Annotated in this window: 20 protein-coding genes; 16 read left to right on the top strand and 4 right to left on the bottom strand. The window is 66.1% G+C overall.

What is annotated here, in order from left to right; translation table 11 throughout:
- The first annotated feature begins 18 nt into the window (after nucleotides 1–18).
- From U5768_RS25335 to U5768_RS25325, 3 genes are all read left to right on the top strand, one after another.
- Nucleotides 19–1,392 (top strand): MFS transporter, encoded by a 1,374-nt coding sequence (locus tag U5768_RS25335; protein ID WP_322033126.1) that lies wholly within the window; start codon nucleotides 19–21, stop codon nucleotides 1,390–1,392.
- A gap of 170 nt (nucleotides 1,393–1,562) precedes the next feature.
- Nucleotides 1,563–3,095, top strand: coding sequence for a class I adenylate-forming enzyme family protein (locus U5768_RS25330; protein WP_322033125.1), 1,533 nt, complete (start codon nucleotides 1,563–1,565; stop codon nucleotides 3,093–3,095).
- A gap of 69 nt (nucleotides 3,096–3,164) precedes the next feature.
- A complete protein-coding gene (locus U5768_RS25325; RefSeq protein ID WP_322033124.1) occupies nucleotides 3,165–4,322 on the top strand; it encodes an acyl-CoA dehydrogenase family protein in 1,158 nt (385 codons plus the stop codon).
- A gap of 53 nt (nucleotides 4,323–4,375) precedes the next feature.
- On the opposite strand, the gene U5768_RS25320 is transcribed toward U5768_RS25325, so the two are convergent.
- Complete coding sequence (locus U5768_RS25320; protein WP_322033123.1) at nucleotides 4,376–5,278, bottom strand: LysR substrate-binding domain-containing protein; 903 nt, start codon at nucleotides 5,276–5,278, stop codon at nucleotides 4,376–4,378.
- A 333-nt stretch (nucleotides 5,279–5,611) separates the two neighbouring features.
- Here U5768_RS25320 and U5768_RS25315 point away from each other — a divergent pair, with 333 nt between their 5' ends.
- The 13 genes from U5768_RS25315 to U5768_RS25255 all read left to right on the top strand — a co-directional run bounded on the left by U5768_RS25315 (nucleotide 5,612) and on the right by U5768_RS25255 (nucleotide 19,559).
- Nucleotides 5,612–6,517 (top strand): SDR family NAD(P)-dependent oxidoreductase, encoded by a 906-nt coding sequence (locus tag U5768_RS25315; RefSeq protein ID WP_322033240.1) that lies wholly within the window; start codon nucleotides 5,612–5,614, stop codon nucleotides 6,515–6,517.
- A complete protein-coding gene (locus U5768_RS25310) occupies nucleotides 6,517–7,809 on the top strand; it encodes an acetyl-CoA hydrolase/transferase family protein (RefSeq protein ID WP_322033122.1) in 1,293 nt (430 codons plus the stop codon). The genes U5768_RS25315 and U5768_RS25310 overlap by 1 nt, the downstream gene beginning before the upstream one ends.
- A 59-nt stretch (nucleotides 7,810–7,868) precedes the next feature.
- The gene (locus U5768_RS25305; RefSeq protein WP_322033121.1) at nucleotides 7,869–9,068 is read left to right on the top strand and encodes an acetyl-CoA C-acetyltransferase; all 1,200 of its coding nucleotides are present in this window, start codon (nucleotides 7,869–7,871) and stop codon (nucleotides 9,066–9,068) included.
- Between the two features lie 44 nt (nucleotides 9,069–9,112).
- Nucleotides 9,113–10,288, top strand: coding sequence for a hypothetical protein (locus U5768_RS25300; RefSeq protein ID WP_322033120.1), 1,176 nt, complete (start codon nucleotides 9,113–9,115; stop codon nucleotides 10,286–10,288).
- Nucleotides 10,285–11,421 (top strand): lipoyl protein ligase domain-containing protein, encoded by a 1,137-nt coding sequence (locus U5768_RS25295; protein WP_322033119.1) that lies wholly within the window; start codon nucleotides 10,285–10,287, stop codon nucleotides 11,419–11,421. The genes U5768_RS25300 and U5768_RS25295 overlap by 4 nt, the downstream gene beginning before the upstream one ends.
- Complete coding sequence (locus tag U5768_RS25290; RefSeq protein ID WP_322033118.1) at nucleotides 11,418–12,215, top strand: enoyl-CoA hydratase/isomerase family protein; 798 nt, start codon at nucleotides 11,418–11,420, stop codon at nucleotides 12,213–12,215. Before U5768_RS25295 ends, U5768_RS25290 begins: the two co-directional genes overlap by 4 nt.
- A 21-nt stretch (nucleotides 12,216–12,236) precedes the next feature.
- Nucleotides 12,237–13,106, top strand: a complete 870-nt coding sequence (locus U5768_RS25285) for a MaoC/PaaZ C-terminal domain-containing protein (RefSeq protein WP_322033117.1) — start codon at nucleotides 12,237–12,239, stop codon at nucleotides 13,104–13,106.
- Nucleotides 13,107–13,138: 32 nt separating this feature from the next.
- A complete protein-coding gene (locus tag U5768_RS25280; RefSeq protein WP_322033116.1) occupies nucleotides 13,139–13,927 on the top strand; it encodes a citryl-CoA lyase in 789 nt (262 codons plus the stop codon).
- A gap of 160 nt (nucleotides 13,928–14,087) precedes the next feature.
- Nucleotides 14,088–14,933 (top strand): FAS1-like dehydratase domain-containing protein, encoded by an 846-nt coding sequence (locus U5768_RS25275; RefSeq protein ID WP_322033115.1) that lies wholly within the window; start codon nucleotides 14,088–14,090, stop codon nucleotides 14,931–14,933.
- A 45-nt stretch (nucleotides 14,934–14,978) separates the two neighbouring features.
- Nucleotides 14,979–16,142 carry an acyl-CoA dehydrogenase family protein gene (locus U5768_RS25270; RefSeq protein ID WP_322033114.1) on the top strand — a complete coding sequence of 388 codons (1,164 nt, stop codon included), beginning with the start codon at nucleotides 14,979–14,981 and terminating at the stop codon, nucleotides 16,140–16,142.
- A 15-nt stretch (nucleotides 16,143–16,157) separates the two neighbouring features.
- A complete protein-coding gene (locus U5768_RS25265) occupies nucleotides 16,158–17,336 on the top strand; it encodes a CaiB/BaiF CoA-transferase family protein (protein ID WP_322033113.1) in 1,179 nt (392 codons plus the stop codon).
- 43 nt (nucleotides 17,337–17,379) lie between these two features.
- The gene (locus tag U5768_RS25260; RefSeq protein ID WP_322033112.1) at nucleotides 17,380–18,759 is read left to right on the top strand and encodes an MmgE/PrpD family protein; all 1,380 of its coding nucleotides are present in this window, start codon (nucleotides 17,380–17,382) and stop codon (nucleotides 18,757–18,759) included.
- Nucleotides 18,756–19,559, top strand: a complete 804-nt coding sequence (locus U5768_RS25255; RefSeq protein WP_322033111.1) for a CoA ester lyase — start codon at nucleotides 18,756–18,758, stop codon at nucleotides 19,557–19,559. Before U5768_RS25260 ends, U5768_RS25255 begins: the two co-directional genes overlap by 4 nt.
- Nucleotides 19,560–19,645: 86 nt before the next feature.
- On the opposite strand, the gene U5768_RS25250 is transcribed toward U5768_RS25255, so the two are convergent.
- The 3 genes from U5768_RS25250 to U5768_RS25240 form a co-directional block, all read right to left on the bottom strand.
- Nucleotides 19,646–20,581 carry an electron transfer flavoprotein subunit alpha/FixB family protein gene (locus U5768_RS25250; RefSeq protein ID WP_322033239.1) on the bottom strand — a complete coding sequence of 312 codons (936 nt, stop codon included), beginning with the start codon at nucleotides 20,579–20,581 and terminating at the stop codon, nucleotides 19,646–19,648.
- Nucleotides 20,582–20,605: 24 nt separating this feature from the next.
- Nucleotides 20,606–21,355, bottom strand: coding sequence for an electron transfer flavoprotein subunit beta/FixA family protein (locus U5768_RS25245; RefSeq protein WP_322033110.1), 750 nt, complete (start codon nucleotides 21,353–21,355; stop codon nucleotides 20,606–20,608).
- Nucleotides 21,356–21,556: 201 nt separating this feature from the next.
- A complete protein-coding gene (locus U5768_RS25240; RefSeq protein WP_322033109.1) occupies nucleotides 21,557–22,549 on the bottom strand; it encodes a ferritin-like domain-containing protein in 993 nt (330 codons plus the stop codon).
- Nucleotides 22,550–22,704 lie beyond the last annotated feature (155 nt).

Here is a 22,704-nt window from a genome sequence, read left to right as displayed (position 1 = left end):
AAAAGACAGGAGACACGCATGAACAAGGCGGTGGAGGTCACCGGCATCATCGACGAAAGCCGGTTCGGGCCGTATCAGTTACTCGTGGTCGCGCTGTGCGCGCTATGCCTCGTGATGGACGGCTTCGACGTTCAGGCCATGGGCTACGTGGCGCCGGTCGTGATTCGCGAGTGGGGCATCGCGAAGGAAACGCTCTCGCCCGTGTTCGGCGCGGGCCTCTTCGGCATGCTGGTGGGTTCGCTCACGTTCAGCACGCTCGCCGACAGGATCGGCCGCCGCCCCGTGCTGATCGGCGCCACGCTGTTCTTTTCCGCGTGCATGGTCGCGACGGGCTTCGCGCATTCGATCGCGCAACTGGTTGCCTGGCGCTTCGTCGCGGGCGTGGGCCTTGGCTGCATCATGCCGAACGCGATGGCGCTCGCGGGCGAGTACAGCCCGCGCCGCATGCGCGTCACGCTCATGATGATCGTCTCGTGCGGCTTTACGCTGGGCGGCGTGGTGGGCGGCCTCATTACCGCCGCGCTGATTCCGGCGTTGGGCTGGCGCGCCGTGTTCTTCGTGGGCGGCGCGATTCCGCTCGTGCTCGGCGTGCTGATGTGGCTCGCGCTGCCCGAATCGATCCAGTTCCTGCTGTTTCGCGCACGGGGCGACCGCACGCAGGCGCGCGTGCGCCGCAATCTCTCGCGCGTGGCGCCCGCGCTGCAACTGCCCGCCGACGCGCAGTTCACGACCGCGGAAACGCGCTCGCCCGGGGTGCCGTTCGTCGAACTGTTCAGGCAAGGGCGCGCGCGGGTGACGGTGCTGCTGTGGATCGTGAACTTCGCGAACCTGCTCGCCATGTACTTCCTTTCGAACTGGCTGCCGACCGTGATCCGCGACGCCGGTTATTCGACGCAGACCGCCGTGTTCGCCGGCACCGCGCTGTGGGGCGGCGGCGTAATCGGGACGCTGCTGCTCGGCCGCATCATCGACATGGCGGGCTTCACGCGCGTGCTCGGCACGACGTTCCTCGTCGCCATCGTCTCGACGGCGGCCATCGGCAATCCGGCGGTCATGGTTTCCGTGGCCGCGATGTTCGTCGCGATCTTCGTCACAGGGTTTACGATCATCGGCGGGCAGCCGGCGCTCAACGCGCTCGCCGCGACCTACTATCCGACCTCGCTGCGCTCGACCGGCATTGGCTGGAGCCTCGGCGTGGGGCGTATCGGCTCGGTCGTGGGCCCCGTTCTGGGCGGCGCGCTGCTGCACCTGCAATGGTCGTCCTCGTCGCTCTTTCTCGCGGCCGCCGTGCCGGCCTGCGTATCGCTCGCGGGCATCGTGGCGATTCATCGGGCGAATCATGGCTCAAAGGGAACGATGGGAGGCGAGCGTGCGGCGGCGCAGATGGAGTGACTGGCGGCGGCGTCTGCGCCGGGGCCGGTTCCGACTTCTCGGCTGACGAATGCCGGCTTTCTCGAAAACGAATTGTTGGCCGGCCGCGCCTGAACCACACTGATACCTGTCGCGATGCGGCGTGCCACGGCGCGCCGTACGCACTCGAAGAGCAACGACGGGAGGTGACGGTGGTGAGGCGAGCGGCGCGCAAGATCAGCGATATCGCGCGGCACTGGGCGCAGGTTTCGCCCGACGCGGTGGCGATACGCGAAGAAGCAAAGGTGACAAGCTTCGGGCAGCTATGGAGCGACGTCGAACAGGCGCAGCGGTTTTTGCGCGAGCAGGGCGTGGACGTGGGCGAGCGCGTGCTTGTCGTGGCCGAAAACTGTTCGGCCGTGATCACGCTGCTGTTCGCGCTTTCGGAAATCGGTGCGTGGCCGGCTGTCGTCAACGCGCGGCTCTCGGAGCGCGAGATCGAGTCGATCCGCGCGCATTGCGGGCCGCGTCTCATGCTGTTCACGCACGGCGCGTCGCCGGACGCGCTGCGCCACGGCGTGCGGTATCGCGCGCGCGAAATCGCGCCGGCCGGACTCGGTCCGCTGATGATGGCCGCGCCCGATCCCCAGACCGTGCGCGAGCCCGAAGCGCTCGCGCACGAGGTCGCGGCGCTCATCTATACGTCGGGCACGACGGGCCAACCCAAGGGCGTGATGGCGACGCATCGCGGCTTGCTGCATTTCGCGCGCGTCTCGGCCACCTCGCGCAGCATGACGCAGGCGGACTGCGCGTACGCGGTCATGCCGATGTCGCATATCTTCGGCCTCGCGACGCTGCTGCTCGCCACGTTCGAAGCGGGCGCGAGCCTGCATCTCGCGGCGCGCTTTTCGGCCGAAGAGGTCGTGAAGGCGCTCGGCGCGGCCGAAATCTCCATTCTTCAGGGCGTGCCCACGCTCTTCACGCGCATCGTCGCCTATGTGCGAGAGCACGGCGGCGCGGTGCATGCGCCGCGTCTGCGCTACCTCTATACCGGCGGCGGCCCGCTCGATCCCACGCTCAAGCAGCAGGTCGAAGGGCTCTTCGGCATGCCGCTGCATCACGGCTATGGCATGACCGAATACGCGGGCTCGCTTTTCATCACGCGCATGGAGCGTCCGCGCAAGGACGTGTCTTCGGGCGAGATCGTCGAGGGTGCCGAACTGCGCGTGGTCGGGCCCGACGGCGAGGACGTGCCGCGCGGCGAAGCGGGCGAGTTGTGGGTGCGCGGCCCCGGCGTCATGCACGGCTACTATCGCGAGCCGGGGCTCACCGCCGAAGTGCTCGACGCGCAAGGCTGGCTCAAGACCGGCGATCTCGGGCGGCTCGACGCGGACGGCGCGCTCTTCATCGTGGGCCGCTCGAAGGATCTCATCATCCGCTCGGGCTTCAACGTCTATCCCATCGAGGTCGAGTCGGTCATCAACACCTACGAGGCGGTGCGCCAGAGCGCCGTGGTGGGGCGTCGCGACGCCGAAGGCAACGAGGAAGTCGTGGCCTTCGTGGAAGCGAAGGAGGGCGCGACGATCGATGCCGCCGATCTCGCGCACTACCTGAGCGAGCGGCTCTCCGCCTACAAGCGCCCCTCGGAAATCGTGACCATCGACATGATCCCGACCACCGCGAGCGGAAAGCTGCAAAAGCAGCCGCTGCGCGAAATGGCCAAACGCGCCGTGCGCGCTCGCTGAGCATTCCTGAGTAATTTTTCCAAGCGGGCGGCGTCGTGCCGCCCGATCAACGATTGCAGGACACACACCATGATTCGCGACCAGGAAACGATGAACGTTCTGCTCGACAACGTCGCGCGCTTCGTGCGCGAGCGTCTCGTGCCGAATGAGGAGCGCGTAGCCGAAACGGATGAAATCCCGGCCGATATCGTCGACGACATGAAGGCCATGGGCCTTTTCGGCATGACGATCCCGGAGCAATACGGCGGGCTCGATCTCACGATGGAGGAAGAAGTGCTCGTGATGTTCGAGCTGGGCAAAACCTCGCCCGCGTTTCGCTCGGTCATCGGCACGACGGTGGGCATCGGCTCGCAGGGCATCGTGATCGACGGCACCGAAGAGCAGAAGGCGAAGTGGCTGCCGAAGCTCGCAAGCGGCGAGACCATCGCGAGCTTCGCGCTCACGGAGCCGGGCGCGGGCTCGGACGCCGCCTCGATCAAGACGCGCGCCGAGCGGCGCGGCGATCACTATGTGGTGAACGGCACCAAGCGCTTCATCACGAATGCGCCGCAGGCCGGCATGTTCACGCTGATGGCGCGCACCAATCCCGACGAGCCGCGCGCGGGCGGCATCACCTCGTTCATCGTCGATGCGAAAACGCCGGGCATCAGCTTCGGCAAACGCGACAAGAAGATGGGGCAGCGCGGCGCGCATACCTGCGATGTGATCTTCGAGGACGTGAAGGTGCCCGCGGAAAACATCATCGGCGGCAAGGAGGGCGTGGGCTTCAAGACGGCGATGAAGGTGCTCGACAAGGGGCGCATTCATATCGCGGCGATCTGCGTGGGCGTGGCCCAGCGCATGCTCGACGACGCGCTGCGTTACGCGATGGAGCGCGAACAGTTCGGCGAGAAGATCGCCGAATTCCAGCTCGTGCAGGCCATGCTCGCGGACAGCCAGACCGAACTCTACGCCGCGCGCTGCATGGTGCTCGACGCCGCGCGCCGCCGCGACGCCGGCCAGAACGTGAGCACCGAGGCCGCGTGCGCGAAGCTGTTCGCCTCCGAAATGTGCGGACGCGTGGCGGATCGCGCGGTGCAGATATTCGGCGGCGCGGGCTACATGTCCGACTATGGCATCGAGCGTTTTTATCGCGACGTGCGCATTTTCCGCATCTACGAAGGCACGAGCCAGATCCAGCAGATCGTCATTGCGCGCAACATGGTTCGCGCGGCTGGCGGGCGGTAAGCCGGAGGCGCGGCGCGCAGCACGCGCGCCGCGTGGTGATTTGATTCGCGGCTTTATTCGAGCCGGCCGATGCCGTCGGCCACGAGCAGATCGACGAGCTTGCGCGCGAAAAGCGGCAGCGCATCGCGATCGGCCACGCAAATCTGCAGTTTGCGCACGGCCCATTCGTCGGTGAGCGGCACGATCTTGAGCGCCATGGTTTGCGCGTGGCGGCGCGCGGTGCCCTCGGGCAGCACGCCAATGCCGATGTTCGCCTCGATCATGCGGCACGCGGCTTCGAAATTGCCGATCTGGATGCGCCAGCGTATCGTGCGCTGCAAATCCGATGAAGCGCGCTTGAGGAACGAGAAAATGGCGCTTTCGTCGGGCGGCCCGATGAAGTCGTAGTCGAGCGTATCGGCGAACGTCATTTCGCTCGCTTGCGAAAGCGGGTGGCTGAGCGCGGTGACGAGCACGAGGCGGTCGCGCCGGTACGGCAGCACCTGCAGGCCCTCGGTGCGCACGTTGCCGGCCACGATGCCGATATCGATCGTGCCGTCCTGCACGGCGCGCACGATGTCGGGCGATAGACGCTCGTGAATGTCCACGTACACGTCGGGATGGTTGATGAGGTAGGTGCGCAGCACGGCGGGCAGAAACTCGCTCATCGCCGTGGTATTCGCAAACACGCGCACGTGGCCCTTCACGCCCTGCGAGTACTCCTGCAGGTCTCCCGTGAGTTGTTCGAGCTGCTTGAGCACGCGGCGCGCGTGCGCGAGCAGCGTCTCGCCGGGCCCCGTTAGCGTGACTCCCTGGCTCGTGCGGCTCAGGAGCTTTACGCCCACCTGTTCTTCGAGATTCTTGATACGCGTGCTCGCCGCGGGCAGCGAGAGGTGCGCGCGTTCCGCGCCGCGCGTGAGGCTGCTCGCCTCGGCTACGTGGGTGAAGAGCTTCAGGTCGACGAGATCGAAATGCATGGTTGACTTGCCGTGACTCCAGTTTCCGCGGGTTTTGCTGTTGCGTTGCCGGCTCGTCCGTTCGAGGGATGCGCGAAACCTCGGCCCAGATTCGGGGACGGGCAGACTCTGCGCATTATTGCGCTGCAGCGCAATGCACGCCATTAGCGATAGTACGGGTTAATCCTGGCCGAAACGGGCGTTCGGCATATCCAAATTGTGCGCCCGTACCCGATGCGTCAAGCTGCAACACGACTGGCGAGTTCGCCCCGCGGCTCGCCCATAACGATCCACATGGAATGACCGCCCGGCGCAACACGGGCTGGAGGAGAGAAGACAATGACGACGCAACGAATGCTGGACGGCAAGGTCGTGGTGGTGACGGGATCGGGCGGCGGCATCGGCCGCGATATCGCGCTCATGATGGCGCGCCACGGCGCGAAAGTCGTGGTGAACGACGTGGGCGCCTCGCTCACGGGCGAGGGCCATAACGACGGCCCCGCGCAGGCCGTGGTGAACGAGATCGAGGCCTTCGACGGTCAGGCCACCGCGAACACCGACAGCGTGGCCGACGCCGCAGGCGCCGCACGCATCGTGCAGAACGCGCTGGACGTGTTCGGCCGCATCGATTGCGTGGTGAACAACGCGGGCATCCTGCGCGACCGGTTCTTCCACAAAATGAGCGAAGAAGAGTGGGACGCCGTGCTGAAGGTCCACCTCTACGGCTCGTATTACGTGTCGCGCGCCGCCGCCGAGCACTTCAAGGACCAGCGCAGCGGCGCGTTCGTGCATATGACGTCCACGTCCGGGCTGATCGGCAACCTCGCGCAGGCCAACTACAGCGCGGCGAAGCTCGGCATTGCGGGCCTGTCGAAATCCATCGCGCTCGACCTCGAAAAGTTCGGAGTCCGTTCAAACTGCATCGCGCCGTTCGCGTGGAGCCGCATGATCAATTCGATCAAGATCGACTCGCCGGAACAGGAAGCGCGCGTCGCCAAGATCAAGCAGATGACGCCCGCGAAGATCGCGCCGCTCGCCGTCTACCTCGCAAGCGAGCAGGCCGCCGACGTGACGGGCCAGATTTTCGCGGTGCGCAACAACGAAATCTTCCTGATGAGCCAGCCGCGCCCCGTGCGTTCCGTGCATCGCGGCGAGGGCTGGACGCCGGAGACGATTGCCGAGCACGCCATGCCGGCGCTGCGCAAGTCGTTCCACACGCTCGACGTTTCCGCCGACGTCTTTAGCTGGGACCCCGTGTGATGACGCGCGGCCCGCGCGCGGCCCGCATCGTCGACGCCGCGCAGCTCGATTTCGCGCAGTACGTGCGGCCGGGCGACACTGTAGCGTGGGGGCAGTGCGGCGCCGAGCCGTGTACGCTCACCGCGCTGCTGATGTCGCAGCGCAAGGCGATAGAAGGGCGCTTTCGCGTGTTCGTAGGCGCTTCGTGGTCCGAAACACTCGATCCCGCGTATGCCGATCACGTCGATTTCCTCGCGTATGGCGCGTCGGGGACCAACCGGCGGCTCGAACGCGAAGGCGTGCTCGATATTCTGCCGTGCCACTACTCGCAGTTTCGCAGCGCGCTGACGAGCGGCCCGAATCGCATCGACGTGCTGCTGCTGCAAGTGGCCCCCGCCAACGAAGCAGGGCACTACAGCCTTTCCATCGCACATGAATATCTCGTGCCGTTGATCGACAGCGCGCGCGTGGTGATCGCGGAAGTGAACGCGGCCGCGCCGTGGACCTACGGCGAGCGGATGTTGCGCGCCGAGGACTTCGACGCTCTGATCCATACCGAGTGCGCGCCGCTGGAAGCGCCGGCCACGCAGGCCGGCGACACCGAACGGCGCATCGCCCGGCACGCCGCATCGCTGATCGAAGACGGCTCGACCATCCAGCTCGGGCTGGGCGCGCTGCCCGAGGCCATCGTCGCGCAGTTGCGCGACCGGCGCGACCTCGGCGTGCATAGCGGCACTATCGGCGACGCCGTTGTCGATCTGATCGAAGCCGGCGCGGTGACGAATGCCCGCAAGTCGCGCGATCAAGGCGTGAGCGTGGCCGGCACGATGATGGGCACGCGCAAGGTTTACGCGCATGCGCACCGGAACGCGCGGATCCAGTTTCGCTCCACGGCTTATACGCATGATATCGACGTGCTCGGCAGCCTCGATCGCTTCGTGGCGATCAACTCGGCGCTCGAAGTGGATCTGACCGGGCAGATCAACGCCGAGGCCGCCGGTGGCCGTTATGTGGGCGCCGTGGGCGGCGCGCTCGATTTCATGCGCGGCGCGGCGCGCTCGCACGGCGGCGTCGCGATCGTCGCGCTCGCGTCCAGCGCGCGTCACGGCAGCCGTATCGTCGCGCGTCTTTCGGGGCCCGTCAGCACGCCGCGCAGCGACGCGGCGGTGATCGTGACCGAGCACGGCGTGGCGGACCTGCGGGGGCTCACGCTCGCACAACGCGTGGCCCGCATGCTCGCCATCGCGCCGCCCGAGTGGCGCGAACAACTGGTCGCCGAGCACCATGCGCGACGGGATACGCTCGCGGCTTGACGCAGCGTGAGCCGCGCGCGAAGCGACAGACAACCAGACAACATGCAAAGGAATCCGAAATGAGAAGAGCAGCGATAGTCGCGCCGGTGCGCACGCCGGTCGGCACGTTCGGCGGCAGCCTGCGCCCCGTTTCCGTCGAGACGCTCGCCGCCACCGTGCTGCGCGAAACCATCGCGCGCAGCGGCGTGGACCCGGCGCGCATCGAGGACGTGGTCTTCGCGCAGTCGTATGCGAATAGCGAAACGCCCTGCATCGGCCGCTGGGCCGCGCTCGAAGCGGGGCTGCCCGTGCAGGTGCCCGGCATGCAGCTCGATCGCCGTTGCGGAGGCGGGCTGCAGGCGGTGGTGACGGCCGCGATGATGGTGCAAAGCGGCGCGGCCGATGTGGTCGTGGCCGGCGGCGTGGAAAGCATGAGCAATATCGAGTACTACACGACCGATATGCGCTGGGGCGCCCGCGCGGGCTCGGTGAAGATGCACGACCGACTGGAGCGTGGCCGCGAACGCTCGCAGCCCGAAGCGCGCTTCGGCTACATCTCCGGCATGATCGAAACGGCCGAGAACCTCGCGAAGGAGTACGGCATCACGCGCGAGGAAGCGGACGCCTACGCCGTGCGCAGCCATCAGCGCGCGGCGGCCGCATGGGAATCGGGCCGCTTCGCCGAAGAAGTGGTGCCGGTTTCGGTGCCGCAGCGCAAGGGCGAGCCGGTCGTGTTCGCGCGTGACGAAGGCGTGCGCGCCGATGCAAGCGAAGCGTCGCTCGCAAAGCTCAAGCCGCTCATGAAAGGCGGCACGGTGACGGCGGGCAACGCGAGCCAGCAGAACGACGCGGCGGCCGCGTGCCTGATCGTCGCCGAAGATCAGCTCGACAAACTGGGCCTCACGCCGCTGGGCTACCTGACCGGCTGGGCGGCCGCGGGATGCGAACCCGCGACGATGGGCATCGGTCCCGTGCCTGCGGTGCAAAAGCTGTTGCAAAAGACCGGGCTCACGTTCGATCAACTCGATCTCGTCGAGCTGAACGAGGCGTTCGCGTGCCAGGTGCTCGCGGTGCTCAAGGGTTGGGGCTGGCACGACGAATCGCGGCTTAACGTGAACGGCTCGGGCATTTCGCTCGGTCATCCCATCGGCGCGACCGGCGTGCGCATGCTCACGACCTTGCTCTACGAACTGCAACGCCGCAAAGGCCGCTACGGCGTGGAAACGATGTGCGTGGGCGGCGGCCAGGGCATTGCGGCTATTTTCGAGCGCGCGGCCTGATTCCACACGATTCGTATTCCTGAAGAAAAACCATGGAGGAGACGATGCTCGATGCCCTCAACGCGCAGCTATCGCGCTTGCAAGCGCATCCGTTTCACGAAGGACGCCTGCCGCGCAGCGTAGCGAGCGCGGCGGAGTTCGCCGAGCGCGTGCCGCTCATGACGCGCGCCGAATTCGTGGCCGAAATGAACCGCCCGGGCTACGGCGCGTTTGCACCCGCCGTGCCGCCGGTTCGCGTGCATCTCACGCCGATGGGCGCATCGCTCGTGCCGATCCTGCACAGCGCCGCCGACCTGCGCGCAATGGAAGCCGCCTGCGGCCAGCATCTCGACGCGTGCGGCATCGGGCCCGGCGACGTATGCATGGTCACATTCGGCTATCACCTCTTCGTTGCGGGGCTGTTCTATCAGACCCAGATGGAAGCGCGCGGCGTGGCATGCATTCCGCACGGCCCTGGCGAGACCGAGCGCGCGGCGCGCGTTGCACGGCAATGCGGCGTGACGGTGCTCGCGGGCAATCCATCGCACGCGCTCAAACTCATCGAAGCGGGGTGCCCGGTGCCGCGCGTGTTTTTCGCGGGCGGCGAAGCGTTCACGGGCAATGCGGCGCTCTACGCGCGGGTGCGCGAAGCGATGCCGGGCACGTTGCTGATCGACAGTTACTCGCTTTCCGAATGCCTGCCTGTTGCGCGCACGTTCCCGGGCGGCACCGGCGTGCATGTGTTCGATGAACTGCTGTTCGCCGAAGTGATCGACCCGGATACCGGCGCGCCCGTCGCCGAAGGCGAGCGCGGCGAACTCGTGATCACGCATCTGAAGAAGGAATTGCAACCGCTCGTGCGTTACCGCACCGGCGACCTCACCGTGCTCGAACGGACCGCGCCCGTGCATGGGCGCACGGTGTCGTTGCCGCGCGTGGTGTTCGGCCGCGCCGATTCGATGGTGAAGATCAAGGGTGTGAAGGTCTATCCGTCCGAACTGAAAACGGTGCTGCTGGGCGTGGAGGGCGCGACCGGCGCCTACCGGCTCGTGGTCGGCACAAAGGATCATGGCGGCGACCATCTCACGCTGCAGGTGGAAGGCGCGGCGGATGAGGCGGCCGTCGAGGCCATTGCGGAGCGCTTCAAACGCCAGACGCTGATACACGCGGACGCGATCGAGATTGTCGGGAAGATCGAAGGCGCGGCGCTCGTGGAAGATAAACGGAGAGAGACAACATGAATGCAAGCGCAACGAATATTCAAGCGCCATGGCGCCTTGTCGTAGGCGGCCACAGTTACGCGGACTTTTCGATTTCGGTATCGCCGGCCGTCGAGCGCGCCGTGGCCGAGAATCTCGCGCCGCCCACGGTGTATCTGAATGTCTTCAACGAAGACAGCATCACCGTAGGCGTGAACGAAGACCCGAACCAGGTGCTCGATCTGCCATTCTGCCGCGATAACAACGTGCTCGCGCGGCGGCGCGTGAACGGCGGCGGGGCGATCTACGCGGGGCGAGGCTCGGCATTTCTCGCGTTCTATCTGCCGATCGGTTTGCCCGGCGTGCCGCAAACGGCGGCGCAGGCGTTTCCCACGATACTCGGCCACGTCGCCGATGCGCTGCGCGAGGTGTTCGGCCTGCAGGCCGCTTACCGCCCGCTGAACGACGTCGAGATCGACGGACGCAAGCTCGTCGCCACGTCGCTCAAGATCGAAGGGGGCGTGCTGACGTTCCGCATTCTGCTGAACGTGAAGGCGATCGACACGGCAATCGCGGCGCGCGCCATGCCGATGGCGCCCGAGAAGGTCAAGGACAAGAAGCACAAGGATCTCGGCTCGCGCTATACGTATCTGGAGCAGGAACTCGGCCGCGAAGTGAGCGCCGATGAGTTGCGCGCCTGGGTCGCGGCTTGCGTTCGACTCACGTTCGGCGACATGGTGCTCGAACCGGGCGCACTCGGCAGCGACGAACTCGTTCTCGCCCGGCAATACGAGCGCGAACTCCATGAGGAAAGCTGGTTCCACGAGAAAAGCGAGGCCACGCGTTACAGCCCGATAACGCTGGAGGGCGACCGTATCATACGCGGGCGCGAGAAAGCGCCGGCCGGGCTCATCTGGCTGAGCCTGCTCGTGCGTGACGGCGCGGTAGTCAAGGCGATCGTCAATGGCGATTGGCACCCGCGTCCGCTCGCTTCAGTCGCCTGGCTCGAAGACGGCTTCACCGGACTGGCCGCCACGCGCGAGGCATGTTCCGCGCATATCGAGGCATTTCTCGCGCGTCCCGACGTGGAGTTCGCGGGCGTCGAGCCCGTGCATCTCATCACGGCGCTCGACAAGGCGCTCGCCGAACTCGCGAACGCCGGGGTGAGCGCATGAGCGAAAAGACCTTGCTGGTGGAACAGGAGCAGGACGCGGGCGTCGCGACGCTCACGTTCAATCGCCCGGAAGCGAGGAACGCGCTCAACGGTGAAATGCGGGTGGAATTGCGCGAGGCCGTGCAGCGCATCCGTGCGGACCGCACCGTGCGCGCCGTTGTGTTGCGCGGCGCGGGAAACGACTTTTGCTCGGGCGGCGACGTGCGCGGCATGAACGTGACGAGCGCCGAGGCAGGGCGCGACCGGATCGACGACTTGCACGGCTGGGTGAGCACGCTGATCGACCTCGACCGCCCGGTGATCGCGGCCGTGGATGGCGTGTGCTACGGCGCGGGCTTCAGTTTCGCGCTCGCCGCCGATTTCGTGATTGCCAGCTCGCGCGCACGCTTTTGCATGCCGTTCATGAAAGTCGGCCTCGTTCCCGATTGCGGGGCGTTTTATACGCTTCCGCGCGTGGTGGGGCTCGCGCGCGCGAAGGACCTCGTCTTCACGGCGCGCGAGATTCGCGCGGCCGAAGCGAAGGAGATCGGCGCAGTGCTCGAAGTGGTCGAGCCCGAAACGCTTCATGCGCGCGCCGCGCAGGTTGCGGCGAGCCTCGCGGCGGCTTCTCCCGTGGCGTTCGGTCTTGCCAAGCGCGCGCTGAACCAGTCGCTTGGCAGCGACCTGCGCGCGATGCTTGAAATCGAGGCGGCGGCGCAGGGCATCGCGTTCACCACCGAATTTCATCGCGAAGCCGTGAAGCGTTTTCGCGAGAAGGCCGACCCGCTTTTCAGGTGGCCTGCCGCCGAAGCCTGATCTCCCATTGCCCACACCGACATGACGATCGACTATCACACCCTGCGCAACTGGCCGTTCAAGGACGTCGAGCAGACTTACACCGCGCGCGACGCGATGCTCTACAGCCTGGCCGTGGGATACGGCGCGAATCCCGTTGATTCGGACGACCTGGCATTCGTCTACGAAAAGGAACTGCGCGTGCCGCCCACGCTTGCCGTCGTGCTCGGCTTTCCCGGCTTCTGGGCGCGCGACCCGCGCTCGGGCATCGACTGGGTGCGGCTGCTGCACGGCGAACAGAGCCTCGTGATGCACAAGCCGCTGCCGCCGGCCGCGACCGTGATCGGCCGCTCGCGCATTACGCGCGTGGTCGACAAGGGCGCGGGCAAGGGCGCGCTGCTCGAAATCCAGCGTAGCATTACGGACAAGGCGAGCGGCGAGCTTTACGCCACGGTTACGCAACTCACGTTCTGTCGTGGCGACGGCGGCTTCAGCGCGAACGGCGGCTTGAGCGACGAAGCGCCGGCGCCGCCGCCGCCGATGCCCGAGCGCGCGCCCGATCATCAGTGCGATCTGCCCACGCGCCCGGAAACGGCGCTGCTTTATCGCCTGTGCGGCGACGACAACGCGTTGCATGCCGACCCGCAGGTCGCGCGCGCGGCCGGTTTCGAGCGGCCTATCCTGCATGGTCTCGCCACGTGGGGCGTGGCCGCGCACGCCGTGCTCAAGACGCTGTGCGCGAGCGACCCGCAACGCCTCGCGGCGTTTCATGCGCGCTTTACCGCGCCCGTGTATCCGGGCGAAACGATCCGCACCGAGATGTGGCGCGACGGCAACGAGGTGAGTTTTCGCGCGCGCGTGCTGGAGCGCGACGTGCTCGTGCTCAACAACGGCCGCGCGCAATTGCGCTGAACGCTATTCTGTATAACGAAGGAATCAGGACTATGGCCCGTCAACCGAAACCGCTCGTGCGCTCCGATATCGCGTACAGCACGCCCGATCGCATTGTCGTGCGCGGCAAGAGCCTGCCCGACGAAGTGCTCGGCCACATGAATCTCGGCGACTTCGCGTTCTTGCAACTCACGGGCAAGGCGGCCACGCCGCAGCAGTCCGCGATGTTCAACGCCATCGTCATCACGCTCGTCGAGCACGGCATGACGCCAAGCGCCATCGCCGCGCGCATGACCTATGCGGGCGCGCCCGAATCGCTGCAGGCAGCCGTCGCGGCGGGCCTGTGCGGGCTCGGCTCGGTGTTCGTCGGGAGCATGGAGGGCGCTTGCCGCATGCTCTCCGAAGCGCTGCCTTACGACGCCGGCTGCGAGGACCTGGAGAAACTGGCCGTCGATACGGTAGCCGCCTGGCGCGCGCGCGGCACGCCCGTTCCGGGGCTCGGTCATCCGCTGCACAAGCCCATCGATCCGCGCACGCCGCGCCTTTTCGAACTGGCCGCGCAAAACGGCATGTCGGGGCGCTATGTGAAACTCATGCAACTGATCGGCGCCGAAGCCGAGCGTGCATCGGGCAAGGCGCTGCCGATCAACGCCACGGGCGCCATCGGCGCGATTTGCTGCGAATTCGGCTTTCCGTGGCGCATCGTGCGCGGCTTCGGCGTGATGGCGCGCGCGATTGGTCTCGTCGGCCATCTGCTCGAAGAGGGCGAACGCCCCATGTCGTACGAGTTGTGGCAGCGGGTGGAAGACGAAGCCTCCGCGCATCTGCGCGGCGAGGGGTGAGGGGTGAGGGCGGCACGCGGGCGCTTCGAAAGCCGCGTGCAAGTCTCGCGCGGCACCGGCCAGGGGATTAACGAAAGCGAAAGGGCTGATTCGGCAAAGGCAACTTCGCGAAACCGCGCCGGCCGTTCATAGTGTGGCAACCCGTCTCAAGGAGAATGCCATGCCGGAATCGCAAACGCCATCGCTCGGTGCGTGGCTCGACAAGACCGAAACGCTGACCGACGACATCACCGCGTTTCCGTTGCGCGCGCTCGCGGCCACGCTCGACCGCGAAGCGCCCGATAGCGCCGTGCCGCCGCTGTGGCACTGGCTGTATTTTCTGCCTGTCGCGCCGCTCGCCGAAGCGGGTCCGGATGGACACCCCAAACGCGGCGGCTTCCTGCCGCCCGTCGAACTGCCGCGCCGCATGTGGGCCGGCGGGCGCCTGACTTTTCACGCGCCGCTGCGCGCGGGCAGCGAGGCCTCGCGCACTTCCACCATCGCGAACATCGAGGACAAAACGGGCCGCAGCGGCCGCCTCGTGTTCGTGACCGTGCAGCATCGCTATGAGAGCGGCGGGGCGCTTTGCATCGAGGAAGAGCACGACATCGTCTATCGCGACGCGCCGCAACCCGGTGCGAGCGCGCCGAAACCTGTCGCGGCGCCGCAGGGGGAAACATGGTCGCGCACGCTCACCGCCAGCGCGCTCCTGCTGTTCCGCTATTCCGCGCTGACCTTCAACGGCCATCGCATTCACTACGACTTCCCGTATGTCACGCAGGAAGAGGGCTATCCGGGACTCGTCGTGCATGGCCCGCTCATCGCGACGCTGCTGCTCGACCTCGTTCACCGCGAGCGGCCCGACGCCAGGATCGCGACGTTCGCGTTTCGCGCGGTACGGCCCACGTTCGCGGGCAACGCGTTCACGCTGTGCGGCAAGCTCGCGGACGACGCACGCTCGGTCGAACTCTGGGCGAAAGACCACGAGGGCTATCTGACAATGCAGGCCACCGCCACGCTCGCCTGAACGGCGGCACGAACAATCATTGCGAATTCAGAATTCATACCGATCATGCAAACCACGCAACAAGATTCGTTTCAGGACATCCGCGAAGCCGTACGCGATCTGTGCCAGCAGTTCTCCGGCGAATATTTCCGCAAGATCGACGAAGCGCGCGGGTATCCCGAGGAATTTGTCGATGCGCTGACGAAAGCCGGCTGGCTCGCCGCACTGATTCCTCAGGAGTACGGCGGATCGGGCCTGGGTCTGACCGAGGCCTCCGTCATCATGGAGGAGATCAATCGCGCGGGCGGCAATTCGGGCGTGTGCCACGGCCAGATGTACAACATGGGCACGCTGTTGCGTCACGGCTCCGCGGAGCAAAAGCGCAAGTATCTACCGAAAATCGCGAGCGGCGAACTGCGCCTGCAATCGATGGGCGTGACCGAGCCCACCACCGGCACGGACACCACGAAGATTAAAACGACTGCGGTGCGCAAGGGCGACCGCTACGTGATCAATGGGCAAAAGGTGTGGATTTCGCGCGTGCAGCATTCGGACCTCATGATCCTGCTTGCGCGCACCACGCCGCTCGCGGACGTGAAGAAGAAGTCCGAAGGCATGTCGATTTTCGTGGTCGATCTGCGCGAGGCGATTGGCCACGGCCTGACCGTGCAGCCGATTCTCAACATGGTCAATCACGAGACCAACGAACTGTTCTTCGACAACCTCGAAATTCCCGCTGAAAACCTGATCGGCGAGGAGGGGATGGGCTTCAAGTACATCCTTGACGGCCTGAATGCCGAGCGTACCCTCATCGCCGCCGAATGTATCGGCGACGGGTACTGGTTCATCGACAAGGTGAGCGCCTACGCGAAGGAGCGCATCGTATTCGGGCGGCCGATCGGACAGAACCAGGGCGTGCAGTTTCCTATCGCGCGCGCGTTCGTCAACGTCGAGGCCGCGAGCCTGATGCGTTTCGAGGCCGCGCGCCGTTTCGACGCCCACGAGGCCTGCGGCGCCCAAGCCAACATGGCGAAGCTGCTCGCCGCCGACGCTTCGTGGGAAGCCGCGAACGCGTGCCTGCAATTCCATGGCGGCTTCGGCTTTGCGTGCGAGTACGACGTGGAACGTAAATTCCGCGAGACGCGCCTCTATCAGGTCGCGCCGATCTCGACCAACCTGATTCTCTCGTACGTGGCGGAGCATGTGCTCGGCCTGCCGCGTTCGTTCTAAGCGGAGACGCGCGCCATGAGATCTCTCGACGGAATCAAGGTCGTCACGCTCGAACACGCGATTGCCGCGCCGTTCTGCACGCGCCAGCTTGCCGATCTCGGCGCGCGCGTGATCAAGATCGAGCGGCCCGGCGTGGGCGATTTCGCGCGCGGCTATGACGAACGCGTGAATGGACTCGCTTCGCACTTTGTGTGGACGAACCGCTCGAAGGAGAGCCTCTCGCTCGATGTGAAGCACAAGGAGGCCGCGCCGATTCTGGACGCGCTGCTGGCCGACGCCGACGTGCTCGTGCAGAATCTCGCGCCGGGCGCCGCGGCGCGCCTCGGGCTCGGTTATGAAGCGCTCAGCGAGCGCTTCCCGAAGCTCATCGTATGCGACATCTCCGGTTACGGCGACGACGGTCCGTACCGCGAGCGCAAGGCCTACGACCTGCTGATCCAGAGCGAGTCGGGCTTTCTCTCCATCACGGGGTCGCCCGGCGAGCCCGCGAAGGCGGGCTGTTCGATTGCCGATATCGCCGCGGGCATGTACGCGTATTCGAACATCCTGAGCGCGTTGCTGATGCGCGGGCGCACCGGGCGCGGTTGCCGTATCGACGTTTCGATGCTGGAGAGCATGGTGGAGTGGATGGGCTATCCGCTCTACTACGCGATTAACGGGCAAACGCCGCCGCCGCTTGCGGGCGCTTCGCACGCGACGATCTACCCGTATGGGCCGTTTCTCGCCGGCGACGGCAAATCGGTGATGTTAGGCCTGCAGAACGACCGCGAATGGAAGCTCTTTTGCGAGCACGTGCTGTTGCAGCCCGCGCTCGCGGCGGACGAGCGCTTCGCCGCGAATTCGCAACGTTCGGCGCGACGCGCGGAACTGCGCGAGCTGATCGTCGAGGCGTTCTCGAAGCTGAGCGCCGCGCAGGTGATCGAACGGCTCGACCGCGCCGGCATCGCCAATGCCCAGATGAACACGATGGCCGATGTGTGGGCGCATCCGCAACTGCAGGCGCGCGAGCGCTGGCGCGAAGTGCAGACGCCGGCGGGAACCGTTCCGGCGCTGTTGCCGCCGGGAGCGCCTTCCGCGTTCGACGCGCGCATGGATGCGGTGCCCGCACTCGGTCAGCATACCGAATCAATTTTGCGCGAGCTGGGCTTCGACGCGACGCGCATCGGCGCTCTGCGCGAAACCGGCGCCATCTGATTGCGCGTGGCGCCTCGCCAACCGACCTTACTGATACGTTGCCATGACAGATCATCCCAGCCGCGCACTCGCGGCCTTCGCCTCCCAACTGCGCTTCGATTCGATCCCGGCTCGGGTGGTCGAGCGCACCGTCAACCTCTACGTGGACTGGCTCGGTTCGGCGCTCGGCGGCAAGGGCGCGCGTCCGGTCGAGACGATCGCGCGCTTCGCCCGCGCGGCAAGCGGCGCGCCGGAAGCGCCGGGCCCGTGCGACGTCATCATCGACCGCACCCGCACCACGGCATATTTCGCCGCCATGACCAACGGCGCCGCTTCGCATTTCGTCGAGCAGGACGACGTGCATAACGGCTCCGTGCTGCATCCCGCGACCGTCGTGTTTCCGGTCACGCTGGCGCTTGCGCAGGCGCTCGGCGCTTCGGGGCAGGAGTTCATCGCGGCCTCGGTGGCGGGCTACGAAGTGGGCATACGGGTAGGCGAATTCATGGGTCGTTCGCACTACAAGATATTTCACACTACCGGAACTGTTGGCACGATCGCGGCGGCTGCCGCGGCGGGCCGCTTGCTGAAACTCACGCCTGAGCAGATGCTCGACGCGTTCGGTTCGGCGGGCACGCAGGCGAGCGGCTTGTGGGAGTTCCTGCGCGACGCCGCCGATTCGAAGCAACTGCACACGGCCATGGCGGCGGCGAACGGCCTGATGGCCGCGCAACTCGCGGCGGACGGCTTTCGCGGCGCGCAGCGCATTCTCGAAGGCGCACAGGGCATGGCGGCGGGCATGTCGAGCGACGCCGATCCCGCGAAGCTCGTCGATCGTCTGGGCGAGCGCTGGGCCACGGTCGAAACGTCGTTCAAGTATCACGCCGCGTGCCGCCACACGCATCCGGCCGCCGACGCGCTGCTTGCCGTGATCGAAGCGCATCGTCTGAACCCCGACGACATCGCGAGCGTGACGGCGCACGTGCACCAGGGCGCTATCGACGTGCTTGGCAGCGTGGTCGTGCCGAGCACCGTTCACCAGGCGAAGTTCAACATGGGGACCGTGCTGGGCCTCGTCGCGTATCGCGGCTATGCGGGTGTGAACGAGTTCGAGCGCGACTATTCGGCGGAGGCTATCGCCGCGTTTCGCGAACGCGTGACGATGGCGCTGGACGAGGAAGTGGACCGCGCGTATCCCGCCCGCTGGATCGGCAAGGTGACGGTCACGACGCGCGACGGCCGCACGCTGCAAGGCCGCGTGGATGAGCCCAAGGGCGACCCGGGCAACACGCTTTCGCGCGAGGAAATCGCGGCGAAGTTCGTGCGCCTCGCGGCGTTTTCGGGCGCGGCGAGCGAGAGCGAAGCGCAGCGCCTGCTCGACGCGGCGTGGAGCATTGCCGGGGCGCAGCGCGTGGGTGCGCTGTTCGGCGTGGGAGCGAGCGCATGAGCGCCGCGCTTTCGCGTTCGTATCTCTTCGTGCCGGGCAACCGGCCCGAGCGCTTCGAGAAGGCACGCGGCGCCGGGGCGGACGCCGTGATCGTCGATCTCGAAGACGCAGTGCCGCCGGCGGAGAAGGGCGCGGCGCGCTACGCCGTACTCGCGGCGCTGGACGCCACACGCCCCGTGTGGGTGCGCGTGAACGGTACCGACACGCCGTGGTTCGCCGACGACTGCGCCGCGCTCGCAGGACACGCGGGCGTTGCGGGCATCATGCTGCCGAAGGCGGAAAGCGCCGGGCAGATCGCCGCGCTGCGCGCAGGCGCGCACGGCGCGTTGCACGTGTTGCCGATCGTGGAAACGGCGCGCGGCATCGCGGGCCTGGATGCGTTGTGTGGCGCGCAAGGCGTGCTGCGCGTCGCGTTCGGCACGCTCGACTTCCAGGTGGACATGGGCATCGACGGCGATGGCGAGGAACTCGACACGTTCCGCTCGCAGATCGTGCTGGCCTCGCGGCTTGCGGGCATTGCGGCGCCCGTCGACGGCGTTTCGACCGTATTCGACGATGCGGGGGCGCTCGAACGGGAAGCGCGGCGCGGGCGGCGCTTCGGCTACGGAGGCAAGCTTTGCATTCACCCGAAGCAGATCGAGGCCGTGCACCGCGCGTACGCGTGGAGCGAGGCGGAACGCGCGTGGGCGCAGCGCGTGCTCGATGCGGTGCAGACGAGCGGCGGCGCGGCGGTGGCGCTTGACGGCAAGATGGTGGACCTGCCGGTGATCCTCAAGGCGCGGCGCATTCTGGGCGTGTAAATGCTTGTCGATGAGGTTGAAATAAGAAAGGCGCCTTTGTTTTCACAAAGGCGCCTTTGGTTTTTGCCGCTGGTTTCGCGGCGAAATTAGCCGATTGCGCCAGCGAGTTCGGGCACGACCGTGAACAGATCGCCCACGAGGCCGTAGTCGGCCACGCTGAAGATCGGCGCTTCTTCGTCCTTGTTGATCGCGACGATGACCTTCGAATCCTTCATGCCGGCCAGGTGCTGGATCGCGCCCGAGATGCCCACAGCCACGTACAGTTGCGGCGCGACGATCTTGCCGGTCTGGCCGACCTGATAGTCGTTCGGCACGTAGCCGGCGTCGACCGCTGCGCGCGACGCGCCGAGTGCTGCATTGAGCTTGTCGGCGAGCGGCTCCAGAACCTTCGTGTAGTTTTCGCCGCTGCCAAGTCCCCGGCCGCCCGAAACAATGATCTTCGCGCTCGTGAGTTCAGGGCGGTCGAGCTTCGTGACTTCGAGGCTCACGAACTGCGAAAGACCGCTGTCTGCTGCGGCTTCGATCTTTTCGACCGTTGCGTTGCCGCCTTCGGCCGCGACGGCGTCGAATGCAGTGGTGCGGACCGTGACGACCTTGATCGCATCTTGAGATTGCACCGTCGCAATGGCGTTGCCCGCGTAGATCGGGCGCTCGAACGTATCGGCGCCATGCACGGCGGTAATGTCGCTGATTTGCGCGACGTCGAGCTTCGCGGCAACGCGTGGCGCGACGTTCTTGCCCGATGCCGTTGCGGGCGCCAGGATATGCGAGTATTGCTTCGCGATACTGACGATTGTTGCTTCGACGTTTTCAGCCAGCCCCTGTTCGAGTTGCGGCGCATCGGCCAGAAGGACCTTCGCCACACCTGCGATCTTTGCTGCCGCGTCGGCGGCGCTCTGCGCGTTGTGGCCCGCGATCAGCACATGCACGTCGCCGCCAATTCTCTGAGCTGCTGCGACGGTGTTCAACGTCGCCGTTTTGATCGACTGATTGTCGTGTTCCGCTACGACCAGATTCACCAGATTAGTCACTTTAAAATCACTCCTTTACCGCACTTTGGCTTCGGATTTCAGCTTCTCGATCAGCGCCGCCACGTCCGGCACCTTCACGCCTGCGCTGCGCCTGGGCGGCTCGGCAACTTTCAGCATCTTCAGACGCGGCGCGACGTCGACACCGAGATCGGACGGCTGAATCGTTTCCAGCGGCTTCTTCTTCGCCTTCATGATGTTCGGCAGCGTCACGTAGCGCGGTTCGTTCAAACGCAGATCCGTCGTGACGACCGCGGGCAGCTTCAGCGACAGCGTTTGCGCGCCGCCATCCACTTCGCGCGAAACGGACGCTTTGCCGTCCGCAACGACAATCTTCGATGCGAAAGTGGCCTGCGGCAAGCCGGCCAAGGCCGCGAGCATTTGTCCCGTCTGATTCGAATCGTCGTCAATGGCCTGCTTGCCGAGAATGACGAGCGACGGCTGTTCCTTGTCGACGAGCGCTTTCAAAAGCTTCGCGACAGCGAGCGGCTGCAGATCGTCGTTCGACTCGACCAGCACGGCGCGGTCCGCGCCGATAGCGAGGGCGGTGCGCAGCGTTTCCTGGGCCTGCGAAACCCCGCACGAAACGGCGACGACCTCGGTCGCCACGCCGGCTTCCTTCAGACGTACCGCTTCTTCCACCGCAATTTCGTCGAAGGGATTCATCGAGAACTTCACGTTGGCGATATCGACCCCCGTGCCGTCCGACTTCACTCGAACTTTCACGTTGTAATCGACCACGCGCTTGACGGGCACCAGAATTTTCAAGCTCTTTCTCCTCGATAAGGGCAATGCTTTCGTCGCTGACGAAGACCTTCGTCACTGTGACAGACGCGTGAGCGGCGCGGAATTCAGCTTTGCCAAAGGCGTTCTTCGAGCGCGCTGAAGCAGTGCGCGCAGCCTGCGTGGGCGCGAAGCGTCGCGCGAAAAGCGCCGTTCGAATGAGAGAGCCCGGCGTGGAGGGAAGCGTCAGTGCTTTTTGTCGCGCACGAAGCGCAGGGCGAAGCGCACGAGCCGCGGCATCGTTTCCGGCCGCAACAGCCGCGCGTCGTAACCCGAAAAGCGCCGGTCGTTTTCGGCGAGGCACAGGCGCATGAGTTCAGGCACGCCGATGTCCACGTTCGTCACCTGCTGCGCGCCGTTCATCGTGAAGTTGTTGTCATGCTGGTGCTCGTTGCCTTCGGCATCCATGGCGCGCGCGAGGCCGACGCGCTCCCACGCGAGAAAGGCCCACACGCCGGCCACCTTGAGTTCGAAGCGAATGCGTTGCCACCATGAGAGCCGTGCGCGGTGCCACGCTACCCAGTTCGCGAACAGCAGGATATGCCGGCATTCTTCCTGCATGACGGGCTCGAACGTCTCGATGAGTGCGGGCGGAAAGAGGCCCGAGCGGCGCGCCACTTCGAAGAGGCCGAACGCGAAGAAACTGTCCACGCATTCGCTATAGCCCGTCACGAGATAGGCCCATTCGGCGTCCCTGGGATAGACGTAGGGCGGCTCGCTCGCGAGCTTGATGCCATACGCCGCCACCATGCGCGAGAGCACTTCCTTGTGGCGGTTTTCTTCCCATGCGTTGAGCGCGAGCGCGTCGCGCATGACGGCGTCTTCGAGCGAGGCGGCGTAGGCGGCCATGCGCAGACGCGCGCGGCCTTCCGTTTGCACGGCGATGTCCCAGATCGGCAGATCGGTAATGCGCTTGAGCGCCGCGGGTTCGAGCCGCGGCCAATCGAGCACCGAGGGCCGGTACGGATTGAAGGTCTCGCGGAACATGCGGCACATTTCGTCGCGGTGAACGTCGGTGCCGGGCGTAAGCGCGCCGCTTGCACGGCTCGTCCAGTGGCGCGTGTTGCGTTCGGCCGCCTCGAGCGTCTCGCAGTCCGGGCGCTCGACGGGCAACGTCGGCGCGCTAAAGCCGGGAATGAGTTGCGACGCATCGAAAGCGTCGAATATCCGGTCGTCCATCTGGCTGTGCCTTGCTGTCGTCGCACGAGCTTACTTCGAAGCCGGGAAAATGGCGACCCGCGCAGGGTTTAGTCGAATCGTTAGCTATCCTTTGTGCTCGACTGCAGCAACGGAAGGCGAAGGGCGCCGCGCAGTAGGGGATCCGCGCGGAATGA

The organism is Paraburkholderia sp. J76 (assembly GCF_905220295.1).
Classification (GTDB): Bacteria; Pseudomonadota; Gammaproteobacteria; order Burkholderiales; family Burkholderiaceae; genus Paraburkholderia.
The sequence above is the reverse complement of the archived record's forward strand: the minus strand, read 5'-3'. Positions and strand labels throughout refer to the sequence as shown.

What these genes read in the sequence shown, in the direction of transcription:
- U5768_RS25335 (WP_322033126.1), top strand. Translation starts at nt 19, where the DNA reads ATGAACAAGGCGGTGGAGGTCACCGGCATCATCGACGAAAGCCGGTTC.
- U5768_RS25325 (WP_322033124.1), top strand. Translation starts at nt 3,165, where the DNA reads ATGATTCGCGACCAGGAAACGATGAACGTTCTGCTCGACAACGTCGCG.
- U5768_RS25320 (WP_322033123.1), bottom strand. Translation starts at nt 5,278, where the DNA reads ATGCATTTCGATCTCGTCGACCTGAAGCTCTTCACCCACGTAGCCGAG.
- U5768_RS25315 (WP_322033240.1), top strand. Translation starts at nt 5,612, where the DNA reads ATGCTGGACGGCAAGGTCGTGGTGGTGACGGGATCGGGCGGCGGCATC.
- U5768_RS25310 (WP_322033122.1), top strand. Translation starts at nt 6,517, where the DNA reads ATGACGCGCGGCCCGCGCGCGGCCCGCATCGTCGACGCCGCGCAGCTC.
- U5768_RS25305 (WP_322033121.1), top strand. Translation starts at nt 7,869, where the DNA reads ATGAGAAGAGCAGCGATAGTCGCGCCGGTGCGCACGCCGGTCGGCACG.
- U5768_RS25300 (WP_322033120.1), top strand. Translation starts at nt 9,113, where the DNA reads ATGCTCGATGCCCTCAACGCGCAGCTATCGCGCTTGCAAGCGCATCCG.
- U5768_RS25295 (WP_322033119.1), top strand. Translation starts at nt 10,285, where the DNA reads ATGAATGCAAGCGCAACGAATATTCAAGCGCCATGGCGCCTTGTCGTA.
- U5768_RS25290 (WP_322033118.1), top strand. Translation starts at nt 11,418, where the DNA reads ATGAGCGAAAAGACCTTGCTGGTGGAACAGGAGCAGGACGCGGGCGTC.
- U5768_RS25285 (WP_322033117.1), top strand. Translation starts at nt 12,237, where the DNA reads ATGACGATCGACTATCACACCCTGCGCAACTGGCCGTTCAAGGACGTC.
- U5768_RS25280 (WP_322033116.1), top strand. Translation starts at nt 13,139, where the DNA reads ATGGCCCGTCAACCGAAACCGCTCGTGCGCTCCGATATCGCGTACAGC.
- U5768_RS25275 (WP_322033115.1), top strand. Translation starts at nt 14,088, where the DNA reads ATGCCGGAATCGCAAACGCCATCGCTCGGTGCGTGGCTCGACAAGACC.
- U5768_RS25270 (WP_322033114.1), top strand. Translation starts at nt 14,979, where the DNA reads ATGCAAACCACGCAACAAGATTCGTTTCAGGACATCCGCGAAGCCGTA.
- U5768_RS25265 (WP_322033113.1), top strand. Translation starts at nt 16,158, where the DNA reads ATGAGATCTCTCGACGGAATCAAGGTCGTCACGCTCGAACACGCGATT.
- U5768_RS25260 (WP_322033112.1), top strand. Translation starts at nt 17,380, where the DNA reads ATGACAGATCATCCCAGCCGCGCACTCGCGGCCTTCGCCTCCCAACTG.
- U5768_RS25255 (WP_322033111.1), top strand. Translation starts at nt 18,756, where the DNA reads ATGAGCGCCGCGCTTTCGCGTTCGTATCTCTTCGTGCCGGGCAACCGG.
- U5768_RS25240 (WP_322033109.1), bottom strand. Translation starts at nt 22,549, where the DNA reads ATGGACGACCGGATATTCGACGCTTTCGATGCGTCGCAACTCATTCCC.